Raw genomic sequence first — 15178 nt, 5'->3', positions numbered from 1 at the left:
TGGTTTAGTAGATGTTCCTGTAGTACGACTGCAATTCCCTTGCCAGCTGGTCGTAAATAGGTCGCGTCATCTCTGTAAACAGCATCTGTGGCGGCGGTGGCAGGATGTCCCGGCCGGTCATTGCCTTTTTATCTTCGTCGCTCAGCGCCCTTTCGTCGCCTTTAAACGTTCCGAACTGGTTCAGCCATACATACTGGCCGGGCACGCGGTTGCTGCGTAACAGGCGGCCGTTGTCCACTTCAGTAATCCGGTAGTCCATCATACCGGTGGAGGTAACGGTTTTCTTCGTAATAAACACCGTTGCTTTAACGATGCCCCACACGTCTTTGTTAATTATTTTACCGGTGGTGTCGCGTTCTTTGGTCTGTCCCACAACTACCTCTTTGGACACCTCGCGTTGCAGGCGGTCAACGTATACCTGTCCCACCGCGAAATCGTAGAACATCAGTTCCGTGTAGTGGTCTGGACGGAGGTTCTCTTTTCTGGCGGTCGCTTCATCTATAAACAAAACAAATCGATCAAGGTTGCGTCGTTGCAGGTCGCTGAGCAAAACATTGCGGAATTGGTCGGCGGTAAACTGGAACGAGGGATTGCGCATCTGCAGCTGGCTGATGGCCACGTAGATCGTTCCGGCGGCGAAGGCTTCATCGCGGAGCTTTTGTGCATCGCGGAAGCCGGGTACCAGCGCCAGCGTAGCATCGAACTCGGCGAATGCCTGCCTGGCGGCGGGTTTTGTGCCCTGCGACAAAAGCTGTACGCCACGATTATATCTTTCTTCGGCCGCATTTTCCTGTGCACCGGTAATGGCAGCCGAATAATCTTTTGGTTTTACCACCTGCATGGCGGCGGGGGAGGACTGTATAATATAATACAGGTTTTGCATAGCGCGGTATTCGTTGCGGATACGTTCCCATTTGAGCGCATCGCTGGATACCATGTAGCCTTTTACCCGGCCTTCCCTTACGTCCTGTGCGTGTTGGTAAGCCTGGGGCAACATCTGTAGGGAAGTGGCGTCGTTAGGACGTTTTTGCAGCTTCTTTACGAACAGTCGCACGGCTTCGTCATATTGGCCACGATTGAACATTTTTTCGCCTGATTTGCACGCGCAGCAAAAAAGGAGGAACAGGACGCACAAATAGTGAATGGCGTTACGTTTCATAGGTTGTAGGTTTGTAAGTTCTTTAGCCTTGGGGACGATGAACAGCATATTACCCTTGGTTTAGCATCTATCTTCGAAGCCCGGCATTTACGGGGCGGTTATAAATCTTTGTAATTGCGGCGCAGTTCGCGGTCCGCTTCGCGTTGTTTGATAGAGTCGCGCTTGTCGTGCAGCTTTTTACCTTTACCTAAACCAATTTCCATTTTGGCATAGCCCTTATCGGTCATAAAGATGCGGAGGGGAATGATCGAATAGCCTCTTTCCTTGATCTTGTTTTCCAGTTTTCGCAGCTCTCTTTTGGTGAGCAGCAGTTTGCGCTCGCGTAAGGGATCATGGTTGGCATGGGTGCCGAATGCGTATTCGGCAATGTGCAGGCTCTTCACGTACAACTCGCCCTTGGAAAAGTAGCAGAAGCTGTCGTTAAAACTGACCCTGTTGCCCCTGATCGATTTAATCTCCGTTCCGGTCAATACCATCCCGGCGATAAATTTATCTTCTATCGCGAATTCAAAAAATGCCGATCTGTTCCTTAATTCTGCCATTTTGAAAGAAAAAGAAAAGGCCCATGTGTAATACATGGACCTTTTCATCAGTTTTTTATTTTGAGAAGAGCTCCAGCAGGGTAGCTAAACGCTGCTTCAGTTCTTTCCTGTCTGTAATAAAGTCCAAAAAGCCATGGTCAAGCAGGAACTCCGCGCTCTGGAAGCCTGCCGGCAGGTCTTTTTAATGGTTTCCTTAATTACCCTCGGACCCGCAAACCCGATCAGCGCGCCGGGTTCGGCCGTGTTGATGTCGCCCAGCATGGCGTACGACGCGGTAACGCCGCCGGTAGTGGGATCGGTCATCAGGGAAATGTAAGGAAGTTTGGCATCTGCCAGCTGTGTGAGTTTAGCCGAGGTTTTCGCCATTTGCATCAGCGAGAACGCGCTTTCCATCATACGTGCGCCGCCTGACTTTGAAATGATGAGCAGGCCCATTTTGTTGGCAATGGCATAGTCGATGGAACGGGCGATTTTTTCACCTACCACGGAGCCCATGGAACCACCGATAAACTGGAAGTCCATACAGGAAACCACCAGTCCGTAACCATTTACCTTACCGGCGCCCACACGCATAGCGTCTGACAAACCGGTTTTTTTCTGCGCTTCCCGGAGGCGGGCGTCATATGGTTTTAGGTCGGTGAACCCCATCATATCTCTTGGATAGATATTGGTGAACAGCTCCTCGAACTCATTGTTATCAAAAATGATCTCGAAATATTCCTTTGAATTGATACGGTTGTGAAAGTTACACTTGTCACATACGTACAGGTTTTCCTTCAGGTCCTTTACAGTAACGGTTTTTTTACAGTTCGGGCATTTGTGCCAAAGTCCGTCCGGTGCTTCTTTCTTCTCGCTCGTTGACGTCGAAATGCCCTGTTTGATCCGCTTAAACCAGCTCATACTTGAGTTTGTGTGCTATTAGGTTAAAGAATAGTGGTGCAAGATACAATTAAATTCATTTCCCGTACTTCTAACTTACAGAAATAAAATCCAAACATTTACTTAAAAGGCAATTATATATGTATGGTTTCAACTATTTCAGATGGTAAGGGTCATCAAAAAGCCCCATGCAAGCGGGTTGCATGGGGCCGGTAGAGATATTTTGATTACGCGTTGCGGTTGATGCAGTTCAGGTCTTTGAACGCTTCTTCCAGGCGGGCAACAAAGGTTTCTTCCCCTTTACGCAGCCAAACGCGCGGATCATAGTACTTTTTGTTAGGCTTGTCGGCGCCTTCCGGGTTGCCGAGCTGGGCCTGCAGGTATGCTTCTTTGGCTTTGTAGTAACCCAGTACGCCTTCCCAGAATGCCCATTGCATATCGGTATCGAGGTTCATCTTGATTACGCCGTAACCCAGGCTTTCTGTGATCTGGTGTTTGGCAGAGCCGGAACCACCGTGGAACACATAATAAACCGGTTTATCAGAAGCCGTTTTGAATTTCTCTTTTACGTAGTCCTGGCTGTTTTTCAGGATTTCGGGACGCAGCTCCACGTTGCCGGGGCTGTATACACCATGCACGTTACCGAAAGCCGCCGCCACAGTAAAGCGGGAGCCCACCTGGCTCAGTGTTTCGTATGCATAAGCTACGTCTTCGGGCTGTGTATACAGCAGGGAGTTCTCCACGCCGGAGTTGTCCACACCGTCTTCCTCACCGCCGGTAACGCCCAGCTCAATTTCTATGCTCATTCCCAGCTTGTTCATTCTTTCGAAGTAAGCTTTGGAAATTTCGATATTCTCGTGGATAGGCTCTTCAGACAGGTCCAGCATGTGCGAGCTGTAAAGCGGCTGGCCGGTCTGTTTTTTGAAAGCTTCGCCCGCGTCCAGCAGACCGTCGATCCATGGCAGCCATTTTTTTGCCGCGTGGTCGGTGTGCAGTACTACAGGAACGCCATAATATTTAGCCACCTCGTGTACGTGCTTAGCGCCCGAAACGCCGCCGGCAATGTTAGCCTGCAGTTTGTCGTTCGGCATGCCTTTACCGGCAAAGAACTGTGCACCACCGTTAGAAAACTGGATAATCACCGGAGAATTCACTTTTGCAGCGGTTTCCAATACTGCGTTCACAGAGTTGGTACCCACTACGTTCACTGCGGGCATGGCAAATCCCTTGTCTTTTGCATCATTGTAAAGCGCTTCGAGCTCATCGCCGAATAATACGCCGGAAGTGTATTTTCCCATAATAATCCGATTAGGTTAAAAATCTGGATGGCAAATATAAGCATCCGGATGAAGATTTCTAGTATATAAAATTTTCGGCTGAAATATGCTTACAGCGGCTCCTGTTATATTTATGTTCCTTTATCGCTGCTTAAGACATGAAAACGGTTTTATTGATACTGGCCGCCGGACTGGCCGTACTCCTGTATTTCAATGGCAAACCCTGGTGGAAGCGCATGTTCCCGCCTGCTCCTGACTATGGTCTCGAATTCAATAAGCAACGTGGCAAACGCCGCATTATGCTCTTGCCCGTGAGCTGGAAAACCACCGACAGTACCGCTACAGGCCAAACCTGGATGACGCCCGACACGACTTTTTCGATCGATACCGGGTACCGTAAATTGAAAAGCATCCGTGTGCAGGCCGGTAATATCGTATATGAAGAAGATTGGGTAGAACATTATTTGAAAGACTCCAGCTTTAACGAATACCTGGTGTTTTCGTACGACTACGACAGCCTGCTGCCACACCGTGTCATGTACAGCCGCTCGGGCGATTCCGCCGTGCAGCTAAGCAAGTCTGATGGTGATAGCCTCCTGAGAATCTGGCATGTAGAGCGTTACCCGAGATAGATTTAACCTCAGTATTTTTTCGTGCTGCGGTTAAATACGGCTATCTTTAGCCAATGTTAATACTTGCACCTACCATAAGAATACCTCACCCGGACGATATGCCGCACCGTGCAGACAGTCAGGAGCTGATGGAGCGAAGGGCTCATGCAAAGATTGAAGAGGGATTTCTGATCAGAACGAATGCCACGCCATTGCTGCCCTTTCGGTTCGAAGCCTGCATTAACATCAACAATGACCGCCTCTGGCAGCTGTTTATTTCTTTAACAGAATTTCTGCCAGACAGTGTCAGTTGTCATTATGGAACAGAAGAAGCCGTGCACACGCTGCCCATGGGAAAAATGGAGGCACTGGCCGGACTCTATCCACATAAAAATGAACTCACCGAAGATGCCGCCCTGAGCTTTGGGTTGGTGCATAATCATAAGAAATCCATGTTCGAATTAACGGTAACGCACACCAAGTACATCCGGTTTTATGGCCGGGAGGAAAAAGCGTTCGTCGATAAGATGAACGTGTTCCGCCTCCCGGAACGCAAACGCCTTGAGTTTGTGGATGAATACCCGTACCAGGTGGTTGCCGGCAAAAGGACCCCGGAAAAGTAGTGAAGGCACTGAACAAGACCTTCGGGATGTAACTGTCCGCATACGGACGTTCGCCTTTACGATAATGGACAAATAACTCGATATGTTGAATTGGTTTTCAGGCAGATAGCTTGCGGTATAGTATTCGCGGCTGCCCTGCAAAACCCAGCAGCATGTTCCGTAACTATCTAAAAGCCGCCTGGCGCTCCGTCGTAAAGCAAAAATCGAATACGGCGATTAATATCGCGGGATTGAGCCTCGGCATTGCCGCGTGCCTCGCCATTTTCCTCGTGGTGAAAAACGAAATGACCTACGATGCATGGCATACAAAGTCTGACCGCACTTACCGCATCACCCTCAACGAACTGGATTTTAATCCCAGTGTATCCACCGTAGTGTTGCCCGCGCTGATGAAGGATTTCCCGGAAATCGAAAAAGGCACGATGGTGATTTATTTAGCGAACGTTACGCTGGGCGTGAACGAGCACCCATACGCGGAGAAACTGATGCTGGCGGTAGATTCTAATTTTACCGAGGTGTTTGATTACGAATGGTTGCGCGGCGATAAACGCACTGCGCTGAAAGACCCCGGGACGATCGTGTTAACTGCTTCCATGGCGCGGAAGTACTTCGGCGACGCAGACCCTATAGGTAAAGCCATAGTAATGGATGGCCATGAAGGCATTAAAATCACCGGGGTAGTAGCCGATCCGCCGGCCAATACACACATGCCTTTCCGGTTTTTATTGTCGATGGCGAGCCTCTCGAAAGAGTTTAGAAACGATCAGTTTTTCAGTATCCGGGGTGCGCGTTCATATTTTGTAACGCCTGCCGGCTATGATATTGCCAGGATGCAAAGCCGCATGAAAGGCTTTATAACGGAACATTGGGGGCAGACATTGCCGCCCGCACCAACCTGCCTTTACAACCGTTACGCGCTATTCATTTCGATCAACGTTATTTGTTCGATCATTTCAGTCCGACTGTTTCGCGCACTACTTACCTGGCGCTCGGTGGCGTAGCGATTTTCGTTTTGCTGACCGCCTGCATCAACTTTATCAATCTGGCAACGGCACGGGCTTTAAAGCGCGCTCGTGAGGTGGGCGTGCGTAAAACGCTGGGCTCCAGTCGCTGGCAACTGATATTACAATTCCTAATGGAGACCGGCATCGTGACGGTGATAGCGGTCGTACTGGCTATCGGCCTTACGGCCGCATTCCTCCCCGCCGCCACCGCCTGGCTCGATGTGCGCCTCGCGGACAATGTATTGTTCCGCAGCGACGTCATCGGATTACTGGCACTGTTAACGGTAGTGGTGGTACTGTTAGCAGGTATTTATCCGGCATTCGTGCAATCGAATTTCCAGGCTGCTACCAGTTTAAAAGGCGCTGTGCGTACAGGCGGACTGTCGCTGCGAAAGAGCCTGGTGGTTACGCAGTTTGTTATTTCGCAGGTAATGATCGCCGGTACATTGGTCGTTACGCACCAGATGGATTTCTTTCGCAATGGTAATTTGGGGTTTGATAAAGAAGCCGTGATTTCATTGCCAGTACCGGATGCCGGGAAGCGCGACGTGTTCGCGGCGCAGCTGGCAGCCATGCCGGGCATTAAAGATTACAGCTTCGCTGTAGCAGCGCCGGTGTACGGTGGTCCCGCCACCTCTTTCCAGAATAAATTCATGTCTGCGCATGACGTGGTGGACATGAAAATGGTAGACGAGCGTTATTTCAACATGTTTCAGCTAAAAATGTTAGCCGGCGAACCGGTGCGCCAAACGCCGCGGACAGATACCACGCGCCCGGTGGTCATCAATGCCACCATGGCCCGGATACTCGGTCACAAAACGCCGGAGGCCGCCCTGGGGCAACAGTTCGAACTTGGTGGCATGAGCGTGATGATCAACGGTGTGGTAAAAGACTTTCAGCAGGGCAGCCGGCATAAGTTAATCCGTTCGGCCGTGTTGTTTTACAACCCGGATGCTTTCCGGTCGGTAAGCGTAAAGTTGTCCGGCAGAAATATGCAGCAGCAGATTGCCGGTATCGAAAAGGCCTGGACGACGTTATTCCCGCAAGCGGCGTTCACCTATGAATTCCTGGACGATCATATTGCCAGCCTGTACCGGCAGGAGCAAAAACATATACCGCTTTCCGCATCTTTTCCCTGCTGGCGATCTTTATTGGCTGCCTGGGTCTATATGGTCTGGTGACTTTCTCCGCAGCGCAGCGCACGAAGGAAATTGGGGTGCGCAAGGTGTTGGGCGCGTCTGTGACGAGTATATTAGGGCTGCTTGGGAAGGAATTTATCTGGCTGATCGTGATTGCTTTTTGCATTGCTGCGCCACTGGCGTTTTGGCTGATGAACCGATGGCTGGGAAGTTTTGCTTACCGGGTAAATATCAGCTCGGACGTATTCATTGCCACGCTGGTAGTAACATTTGTGATTGCCGGGCTGACTATTGCACACCAGGCGCTGAAAGCGGCATTAATGAATCCCGTAAAAAGTCTGAAAGCTGATTGATAAAAACAAAGCCGGCCGTAACCCGCGGCCGGCTCAGGGATAAATACTAATAAGCAGATTTCCGGAATACGCTATTTCACGGTCAGGGTAGTACCGTTGATTTCGATCGTGTACTTAGACAGGGCAGCCGTCGCCGGACCTGTTACTACCGCGCCGGTGTTGCTGTAGCGGCTGCCATGGCCACATGGTGCATTACATTCAATTTGGGAAGAAGCATTGTTATAGGTCGATAAGGTGCAGCCCTGGTGCGTGCAGGTACTGGTCAGCGCCGAAAATGAAGCCGGTGTATTGCCCGCAGCCAAGCGGATCAAAATTACGCCGCCACTGATCATAAAATCGCCTGGATTTGCCAGGGAGCTCGCCAGGTTAACGGTGAGCTTTGGGTTCGTTGTGCCGCCACCTCCGCCACCACCCGGATTGTTATCCGAATCACCACCCTTGCTGCACGCCGCCAATCCGCCGGCACATGCCAATGCGAACGTTAAACTGACTTCTGTCAGAAACTTCCTTCTTTCCATAATTTGCCTTGTTTTGAAATGGTTACGGCGGCTTTTACCGAAGGGTTGCCTGTAACGAAAGGAAGTAGTCCACCGACTGAAGCAGCCGGCTGCCGTACCAGGAAAACATTTCGCCATCAACGAGCTCAATCCTCGCCTGTGGCGCCTGTTCCTGGATTTCCGCGATATGTTGCGCTTTAAACGGATAGGGTTCGGAGGAAAGTAATATTAATTGGGCGTGCCGCAGCTCGTGCAGTTGCACTTCGGGGTAACGACGGCGATCTTTAAATATATTTTCGAAGCCGCAATACTGTAACATCTGGTCTATGAACGTGCCGTTTGCCGCTACCATCCAGGGATTGCGCCAAATGAAATAAGCCGTTGGGACGGGGAGGAGTCGTGTGGGCAGGGAGGCGAAACGTTGTTGTATTTCCATGGCCAGTTCCTGGGCCGGTGTTGCGCGGCCGGTTATTTCTCCCACCTTTACTATCATCTCACACGCATTTTCCAGCGTGTGTATGTCGCTGACCCAAACGGGACAATGCTCCATCAGCACATCGATCTGCGACTTTTCGTTTTCCTCTTTATTAGCGATTATAAGGTCCGGCTGCAAGGCGATGATCTGGTCGACATGCAGCTGTTTGGTGCCGCCAATACGAGTTTTGCTGCGGAACCAATGGTCCGGGTGCACGCAGAATTTCGTGATGCCTGTTACTTCGTCTGCTAAGCCAAGATGGTAAAGCAGTTCCGTTTGCGAGGGCACTACCGAAACAATACGCCGGGGCGGAAAGGGTATGGCGACTTCCCGCCCCAGCTGGTCTGTAAATAATTTATTTTCCAAGTGCCTGGATGATGTCGTATTTGGTCACAATATGATGGTTGCCGCTTTCGTCTTTCGTAAGCACGGCGCCGTTTTCTTTATTGATATAGATGGTCAGCTTTTCGATCGGCGTTTCGAGGCCAACCACCGGGAACGCTGTTTGCATCACGGCTTTCACCGCTGCATCTTTCAGTTCCGGCTGGTCAATGAGGCGGGAGAACAAACCACTCTCGGAGATGGCGCCCACCACTTCGTTGTGCTGCAATACCGGAATGTGTTCAATATCGAATTTGCGCATTTTCCCGATCGCTTCGCTTACTTTTTCATCGGGGTTCAGTGATACGAGCGGCACATTACGGCGGCTATTCACCACGTCCTTCACGGTTTTTACGTCCGGGAATCCCCGCTCCATCATCCACTGGTCGTTATATACTTTGCCTACATAGCGGCTGCCATGGTCGTGGAAAATCACCACTACCACATCATCCGGTTTCAGCTCATCTTTCAACTGCAGCAATCCACTGACGGCTGATCCGGCGGAGTAGCCCACGAAAATGCCCTCTTCTTTGGTGATGCGCCTGGCCATTACTGCGCCATCTTTATCCGTCACCTTTTCGAACTTATCGATCACGCTCATGTCGTAGTTCTGCGGAACGAAGTCCTCACCAATACCTTCGGTGATGTAAGGATACACCTCACTCATGTCTAATACGCCCGTTTCATGGTATTTCTTTAACAAAGAACCATAACTGTCGATCGCCCACACCTGGATGGAGGGATTCTTTTCCTTTAAATATTTGCCGGCGCCAGTTACAGTGCCGCCTGTACCCGTAGCTACAACAAGATGCGTCACCTTGCCGTCGGTCTGCTCCCAGATCTCCGGCCCGGTTTGCTCATAGTGCGCATCGCGGTTGGCCAGGTTATCATACTGGTTCACATAAAAGAGTTCGGTACTTCTTTCGCCAGGCGTGCTGCTACAGAATAGTAGGAACGGGGATCTTCGGGTTCTACGTTCGTAGGGCACACGATCACTTCCGCGCCTACGGCTTTCAGGATGTCTACTTTCTCCTTGGATTGCTTATCCGTAGTGGTAAAAATGCAGCGATATCCTTTAATGATCGCCGCCAGCGCGAGTCCCATGCCTGTATTGCCGCTGGTGCCTTCAATCAGCGTGCCGCCGGGTTTCAGGAGCCCCTGCTTTTCCGCTTCCTCCACCATACGTACCGCCATGCGGTCTTTGATAGAGTTGCCTGGATTAAAAACTCCACCTTGGCCAGCACGGTGCAAGGGAGGGTTTTCGTTACACTATTCAATTTTACCAGTGGGGTGTGTCCGATTGTTTCGAGTATGTTTTCACAGTATTTCATAACCTTTTCGCTTATCCAACGAATTTACGGGAAAGTTCTTTTATAGATTATATTTGCCCCGAATGAACATGCAGCGAATTTTTATAACAGGCATTGGCACCGGTATCGGTAAAACCGTGGTGGCCGCCTGCGTAACAGAAGCGCTGGACGCCGCCTACTGGAAACCGGTACAGTCCGGCCTGGAGGAAACAACCGACACGCAAACTGTGGCATCGCTGATTTCGCGTCCGGGCGCCTGCCTTAGCGAAGCCTACCGCCTACAGCTGCCCGCCTCTCCGCACCTGGCCGCCAAAGCGGAGTCAGTTGCTATTTCGGAGGATGTGTTACTGGGGCATGCGGCTTTGTCGCAAACAGGGCCGCTCGTAATCGAAGGCGCGGGCGGATTGATGGTACCGCTGAACGACCAGCTGTTTACGATCGACTTTATCCAAAAGCTGAATGCCTCCGTGATCATCGTATCGCAGAACTATCTCGGCAGCATCAATCACAGCTTACTGACCGCCATGGCGCTGCAGCAGGCCAGGATACCCGTGCTGGGTTGGATCTTTAACGGCGATGCGCATACGAACGAAGATGATATCATCCGCTGGAGCCGTATTCCGCGGCTAGGCCGTATTCCACAGGCGGGTAACATAAACAAGGAATTTGTGAAGGAACAGGCCGCATTGTTACGTGCCGCCCTTCCACATAAAAAGGAAGAAACCGCATGAGCCCATTAAAGAAAGACATCCGCAGGGAGTACCTGCAGCAGCGTATTGCCATGTCGCTCGAAAAGGCTACCATGCTCAACGCCCGGCTGCTGGAACAGTGTAAACAACTGGACTATACCAACGTACAATACATTCATATTTTTCTGCCCATTTCCGGTAAACTCGAAGCCGATACTTACGGCATCGTGCAGTGGTTAAGGGAAACGCTGCCGCAGCTGCACCTCGTAATTTCCCGTTCGGATCTGAGCAGCGGGGAAATGCTGCACTATCTCTGGGAAGAAAGTACCGAGATCGCGTCCAATCATTTTGGGATACCGGAGCCGGTAAACGGACGGCTGATTACCCCCGACCAGTTAGACCTTATCTTTGTACCGTTGCTGGCGTTTGATGAACGTGGTCACCGCGTGGGATACGGCAAGGGCATGTACGACCTTTTTCTCAGTCAATGCAGGCCCTCGGCGCAAAAGGTGGGACTCAGTTTCTTTGAGCCGGTGCCCGTTATAGAAGACACGTACGATGGCGACGTGGCGCTGGACATAGTGCTGACGCCGGACCATATTTATCACTTTACAACAAAATAACTGCACCTGTGTGGCGATATTTAAGCGTTTTATTGTATCCTTTTTCTCTCCTTTACGGCCTCATCATGTGGGTGCGCAACCGCCTGTACGACAAAGGCATGCTGACCGCCGTTGAGTTCGACGTACCGGTAATCGCTGTAGGTAATCTTTCCGTAGGTGGTACCGGTAAAACACCACATGTAGAATATCTCATCCGCCTGTTAAAAGATTATTTCCGCATTGCCACGCTTAGCCGGGGATATAACCGCAAAACAAAAGGTTTTTTCCTGGCGGATGGTCAGAGTACTGCCGAGCAGATTGGCGATGAGCCCATGCAGTTCCACCAGAAGTTTCCCGGCATCAGTGTATGTGTGGGAGAGGAGCGCATGCTGGCGATTCCGCAATTACTGATGGAGCGGCCGTACGTCCAGGCCATCTTATTGGACGATGCCTTTCAGCATCGTTCCGTGAAACCGGGTAAAAATATCATGATCACCGAGTACAGCCGGCCTTTTACCCACGATCACGTAGTGCCGTTCGGCCGTTTGCGCGAGGGCAGAAGCGGGTATCAGCGGGCAGATGTGATCATCGTTTCTAAATGCCCTGCTAATCTGGCAGTGGCCGAAAAGGAGCGTTTCCTGCGGGAGATCAATCCACAGGAACACCAGCGGGTTTTCTTTACCACGCTGCGTTACGGCGCATTATACAATATGCTCGATGGCGAACCGGTAAATATCCCGGCCGGCGAAAATGTGCTCGTCGCCTGCGGAATTGCCCGTCCCAAGCCTTTGGTACAACATTTGCGGGAACGTTTCAGCAAAGTGTACCTGCTTCCGTTCCCAGATCATTATTATTATTCGAGGAAAGATCTTGAAAAAATGAAACTGGAACTGGAAAGAACGGAAGGAAACCCGAAGATCATTATCACTACTGAAAAAGACGCAGTACGCCTCCACCTGCTGCGCGATTATATCAGGGAGTTGCAACTCCCTATCGCTGTACTTCCCGTAGAGATTTCCTTCCTGTTCGATGAAGCAGATTCATTTAATAATTATATTTTTGATTATGTAGCCGGCGGCGGCCCGGATGCTCCCCTGGTCCAGGAGTACCCTTAGCACCGCAGCGGGCAAGACTCCCAAACAACACGTTCGCCGCATTTGCAGCGGACAAAATGACTTAAAATGACTAAAAAAAAAAAAAAAAAGGCAGCAAAGGCCAGAAAAGTGAACAGCCGATACAGCAGCAAGGCCAAAAGCAAGGCAGCCAAAGGAAAACCTACAAAGGAACCATCGAAATCACCCGCTCCGGCATGGCTTTCGTGATCGTTGAAGGCCGGAGAAAGATATACTCGTTAAGCAAAAGAACCTGAACACCGCGCTGGATGGCGACGAAGTACTCGTAGCCGCAGTTAAGCAGGGTAAAGGCCATGGCGGCCGTACCGAAGGTGTTATCACGGAAATCCTTACACGTAAAAAGTCTGAATTTACCGGCACGCTCGATGTGAGCAAAGGCTTTGCCTTCCTCGTTCCCGACAAGGGCGCGATGGTGCCGGATATTTATATCCCGGCCAACTCGCTCGGCGAAGCCAAAAGCGGTGATAAGGCCGTAGTGCGCATCGTCGCCTGGGGCGAGAAAACACGCAAACCGGTAGGAGAAATCCTGGAAATACTGGATGCCAGTGACGCCAACGACCTCGCGATGAAGGAAATTCTCATCGATGCGGGCTTCCCGCTCAGCTTCCCGGCTGAAGTGCTGAAGGAACTGGCGGACATCAAAGAAGAAATGGAGCCGGAAGAAATGGCAAAACGTAAAGACTTCCGCGATATCCTCACCTTTACGATCGACCCGGTGGATGCGAAAGACTTCGATGATGCCATCTCTTTCCGTAAGTTGAAGAATGGCCGCTTTGAAGTGGGCGTGCATATTGCGGATGTGAGCCATTATGTGAAGACGGGCACGCAACTGGACCTGGAGGCCGAAAAACGGGCTACTTCCGTGTACCTGCCGGACAGGGTGCTCCCCATGTTGCCGGAAAAGATATCCAACGAACTGTGTTCGCTTCGGCCGTATGAAGATAAATTTACCTTTTCGGCTATTTTCCAGGTTGACGAAAAAGGAACCGTAAAGCAATACTGGCTGGGCCGTACGCTCATTCACTCCGATCACCGCTTCACTTATGAAGATGTGCAGGAGATCATTGAAAATCAAACCGGCGCCGGTAAATATGAAGCGGAAATTCTGACGCTGAACAAAATGGCGCAAAGCCTGCGTGCGAAAAGGTTCGCAAATGGCGCGATCAACTTCAGTTCACAGGAAGTACGCTTCAAACTGGATGAAAAAGGGCACCCGATTGGTATTGTGGTAAAGGAAAGCAAAGAAGCGCACCAGCTTATCGAAGAGTTCATGTTGCTGGCCAACCGTACGGTCGCCGAGCATGTGTCTAAAGTAACCGTGAACAAACAGCCCGTGCCTTTCCCGTACCGTGTGCACGATACACCGGACGAGGAAAAGCTGCAACTGTTTGCGATGTTTGCGTCCAAGTTCGGCCACAAGCTGAACCTGCATGAGCCGGAAAGTATTGCCGAATCTTTTAACAAGATGCTGCAGGCAGCGCACGGTCAACCCGAACAACACGTGCTGGAAACACTGGGCATCCGTACCATGGCGAAAGCGGCCTACACGACCGATAACATAGGCCACTACGGCCTGGGCTTCGAGTTCTATTGCCACTTCACCTCACCGATCCGCCGTTACCCCGATGTGCTGGTACATCGCATCCTCGCGGAAGTACTGGCCGACCAGGTAACGATCGACAAGGCACTCGAGAAACGTTGTAAACATAGTTCTGAAATGGAGCGTAAGGCCATGGAGGCAGAGCGCGCGTCCAATAAATACAAGCAGGTGGAATACATGCAGCAATTTATTGGCGAAGAGTTCGAAGGTGTGATCAGCGGTGTGGCGCATTTCGGGTTCTGGGTCGAAACTGTGGATACGAAGTGTGAAGGGCTCGTGAGCATTCATAATCTGTCCGAAGAGTTCCGTCATTCCGAAAGTGAGTACGCGCTCATCGGCATGCACACCGGCAAGCGTTACCGCATTGGCGATAAAGTGAAGATACAGGTAGTGGCTGCACATCTTGACAAACGCCAGCTGGACTATGACCTCGTGGAAGAAGGTGTAGCAAGGGGCAGCAGCAGCCTGAAACAGCGTTCCGAAGATAGCCGTAAAGGCCGGCCTGATAAGCGCGGTGGGCAACAGCGGCAACATGCAGGCGATAAGCGTGGCGGCGGCGGTCGTCGCCCGGAAAAACGGGTGGAAAAACAACCACAGGAGCGCAGGCCGAAGAAAGAAAAGCCAACTGAAGACTGGAGCAATTGGGAAGTACCTGAAAAGCCGGGTGCGCCTGAAGGCAAAGCAGTGGATACCTGGGGTGAGTGGGTGATTCCGAATGAGCAGGCGGCGCCGAAGAAACCGGCTAAAAAGAAAGCATCGAAAGAGCCGAAACCTAAACCTGGTCGCAGTAGTAAAGAAGCGGCAGAGAAAAGAGCAGCGACCCGGAAGAAGCAATCGGATAAATAATTGAAAACGATATTACGCAATTGCATAGTTTACGGACCTGTATACCACAGGTCCGTAA

General features: G+C 51.0%; 16 protein-coding genes and 1 pseudogene. 9 read left to right on the top strand and 8 right to left on the bottom strand.

Annotated features, from left to right (window positions below; genetic code table 11):
• Positions 1 to 4: 4 nt before the first annotated feature.
• From MKQ70_RS10025 to fbaA, 4 genes are all read right to left on the bottom strand, one after another.
• Positions 5 to 1084 (bottom strand): tetratricopeptide repeat protein, encoded by a 1080-nt coding sequence (locus MKQ70_RS10025; RefSeq protein ID WP_248070370.1) that lies wholly within the window; start codon positions 1082 to 1084, stop codon positions 5 to 7.
• Positions 1085 to 1257: 173 nt separating this feature from the next.
• Positions 1258 to 1749, bottom strand: coding sequence for an SsrA-binding protein SmpB (gene smpB, locus MKQ70_RS10020; RefSeq protein WP_248070369.1), 492 nt, complete (start codon positions 1747 to 1749; stop codon positions 1258 to 1260).
• A gap of 48 nt (positions 1750 to 1797) precedes the next feature.
• Positions 1798 to 2601: an acetyl-CoA carboxylase, carboxyltransferase subunit beta gene (accD, locus tag MKQ70_RS10015; RefSeq protein ID WP_248070367.1), complete on the bottom strand. Its 804-nt coding sequence runs from the start codon at positions 2599 to 2601 to the stop codon at positions 1798 to 1800.
• A gap of 206 nt (positions 2602 to 2807) precedes the next feature.
• On the bottom strand, positions 2808 to 3878 hold the full coding sequence (gene fbaA, locus MKQ70_RS10010; protein ID WP_248070365.1) for a class II fructose-bisphosphate aldolase: 1071 nt from the start codon (positions 3876 to 3878) through the stop codon (positions 2808 to 2810).
• A 137-nt stretch (positions 3879 to 4015) separates the two neighbouring features.
• On the opposite strand from fbaA, the gene MKQ70_RS10005 reads away from it, so the two are divergent.
• From MKQ70_RS10005 to MKQ70_RS09985, 5 genes are all read left to right on the top strand, one after another.
• Complete coding sequence (locus MKQ70_RS10005; protein ID WP_248070364.1) at positions 4016 to 4489, top strand: hypothetical protein; 474 nt, start codon at positions 4016 to 4018, stop codon at positions 4487 to 4489.
• Between the two features lie 98 nt (positions 4490 to 4587).
• Positions 4588 to 5091 (top strand): hypothetical protein, encoded by a 504-nt coding sequence (locus MKQ70_RS10000; RefSeq protein WP_248070362.1) that lies wholly within the window; start codon positions 4588 to 4590, stop codon positions 5089 to 5091.
• Positions 5092 to 5243: 152 nt separating this feature from the next.
• Positions 5244 to 6092: an ABC transporter permease gene (locus MKQ70_RS09995; RefSeq protein ID WP_248070360.1), complete on the top strand. Its 849-nt coding sequence runs from the start codon at positions 5244 to 5246 to the stop codon at positions 6090 to 6092.
• Complete coding sequence (locus MKQ70_RS09990; protein ID WP_308199443.1) at positions 6032 to 7276, top strand: FtsX-like permease family protein; 1245 nt, start codon at positions 6032 to 6034, stop codon at positions 7274 to 7276. The genes MKQ70_RS09995 and MKQ70_RS09990 overlap by 61 nt, the downstream gene beginning before the upstream one ends.
• Positions 7273 to 7587, top strand: coding sequence for an ABC transporter permease (locus MKQ70_RS09985; RefSeq protein ID WP_248070358.1), 315 nt, complete (start codon positions 7273 to 7275; stop codon positions 7585 to 7587). Before MKQ70_RS09990 ends, MKQ70_RS09985 begins: the two co-directional genes overlap by 4 nt.
• 71 nt (positions 7588 to 7658) lie before the next feature.
• Here MKQ70_RS09985 and MKQ70_RS09980 read toward each other — a convergent pair whose 3' ends face one another.
• The 4 genes and pseudogenes from MKQ70_RS09980 to MKQ70_RS09965 all read right to left on the bottom strand — a co-directional run.
• The gene (locus MKQ70_RS09980; RefSeq protein WP_248070356.1) at positions 7659 to 8105 is read right to left on the bottom strand and encodes a QcrA and Rieske domain-containing protein; all 447 of its coding nucleotides are present in this window, start codon (positions 8103 to 8105) and stop codon (positions 7659 to 7661) included.
• Positions 8106 to 8139: 34 nt separating this feature from the next.
• Positions 8140 to 8925 carry an ABC transporter substrate-binding protein gene (locus MKQ70_RS09975; RefSeq protein ID WP_248070354.1) on the bottom strand — a complete coding sequence of 262 codons (786 nt, stop codon included), beginning with the start codon at positions 8923 to 8925 and terminating at the stop codon, positions 8140 to 8142.
• On the bottom strand, positions 8915 to 9316 hold the full coding sequence (locus MKQ70_RS09970; RefSeq protein WP_248081235.1) for a CBS domain-containing protein: 402 nt from the start codon (positions 9314 to 9316) through the stop codon (positions 8915 to 8917). Before MKQ70_RS09970 ends, MKQ70_RS09975 begins: the two co-directional genes overlap by 11 nt.
• A gap of 111 nt (positions 9317 to 9427) precedes the next feature.
• Positions 9428 to 10122, bottom strand: a pseudogene (locus MKQ70_RS09965) (PLP-dependent cysteine synthase family protein); the annotation flags it as partial.
• Between the two features lie 217 nt (positions 10123 to 10339).
• On the opposite strand from MKQ70_RS09965, the gene bioD reads away from it, so the two are divergent.
• From bioD to rnr, 4 genes are all read left to right on the top strand, one after another.
• Entirely contained in the window at positions 10340 to 10981 is a 642-nt protein-coding gene (gene bioD, locus MKQ70_RS09960; protein ID WP_248070351.1) for a dethiobiotin synthase, read from the top strand.
• Positions 10978 to 11562 (top strand): 5-formyltetrahydrofolate cyclo-ligase, encoded by a 585-nt coding sequence (locus MKQ70_RS09955; RefSeq protein ID WP_248070349.1) that lies wholly within the window; start codon positions 10978 to 10980, stop codon positions 11560 to 11562. The genes bioD and MKQ70_RS09955 overlap by 4 nt, the downstream gene beginning before the upstream one ends.
• 8 nt (positions 11563 to 11570) lie before the next feature.
• On the top strand, positions 11571 to 12656 hold the full coding sequence (lpxK, locus tag MKQ70_RS09950) for a tetraacyldisaccharide 4'-kinase (protein ID WP_248070347.1): 1086 nt from the start codon (positions 11571 to 11573) through the stop codon (positions 12654 to 12656).
• Positions 12657 to 12885: 229 nt separating this feature from the next.
• Positions 12886 to 15120, top strand: a complete 2235-nt coding sequence (gene rnr / locus MKQ70_RS09945; protein ID WP_308199442.1) for a ribonuclease R — start codon at positions 12886 to 12888, stop codon at positions 15118 to 15120.
• Positions 15121 to 15178: the final 58 nt, after the last annotated feature.

It is taken from the genome of Chitinophaga sedimenti (assembly GCF_023156195.1).
Taxonomy (GTDB): Bacteria; Bacteroidota; Bacteroidia; order Chitinophagales; family Chitinophagaceae; genus Chitinophaga; species Chitinophaga sedimenti.
This window is presented reverse-complemented; position numbering and strand designations above follow the sequence as displayed.

Bases quoted from the DNA above. Each gene is read 5' to 3' on its own strand.
- MKQ70_RS10000 (WP_248070362.1), top strand. From the start codon at position 4,588: ATGCCGCACCGTGCAGACAGTCAGGAGCTGATGGAGCGAAGGGCTCAT.
- MKQ70_RS09980 (WP_248070356.1), bottom strand. From the start codon at position 8,105: ATGGAAAGAAGGAAGTTTCTGACAGAAGTCAGTTTAACGTTCGCATTG.
- MKQ70_RS09955 (WP_248070349.1), top strand. From the start codon at position 10,978: ATGAGCCCATTAAAGAAAGACATCCGCAGGGAGTACCTGCAGCAGCGT.
- MKQ70_RS10025 (WP_248070370.1), bottom strand. From the start codon at position 1,084: ATGTTCAATCGTGGCCAATATGACGAAGCCGTGCGACTGTTCGTAAAG.
- MKQ70_RS09970 (WP_248081235.1), bottom strand. From the start codon at position 9,316: ATGGAGCGGGGATTCCCGGACGTAAAAACCGTGAAGGACGTGGTGAAT.
- MKQ70_RS09995 (WP_248070360.1), top strand. From the start codon at position 5,244: ATGTTCCGTAACTATCTAAAAGCCGCCTGGCGCTCCGTCGTAAAGCAA.
- MKQ70_RS10005 (WP_248070364.1), top strand. From the start codon at position 4,016: ATGAAAACGGTTTTATTGATACTGGCCGCCGGACTGGCCGTACTCCTG.
- fbaA (WP_248070365.1), bottom strand. From the start codon at position 3,878: ATGGGAAAATACACTTCCGGCGTATTATTCGGCGATGAGCTCGAAGCG.
- smpB (WP_248070369.1), bottom strand. From the start codon at position 1,749: ATGAAAAGGTCCATGTATTACACATGGGCCTTTTCTTTTTCTTTCAAA.
- accD (WP_248070367.1), bottom strand. From the start codon at position 2,601: ATGAGCTGGTTTAAGCGGATCAAACAGGGCATTTCGACGTCAACGAGC.
- bioD (WP_248070351.1), top strand. From the start codon at position 10,340: ATGCAGCGAATTTTTATAACAGGCATTGGCACCGGTATCGGTAAAACC.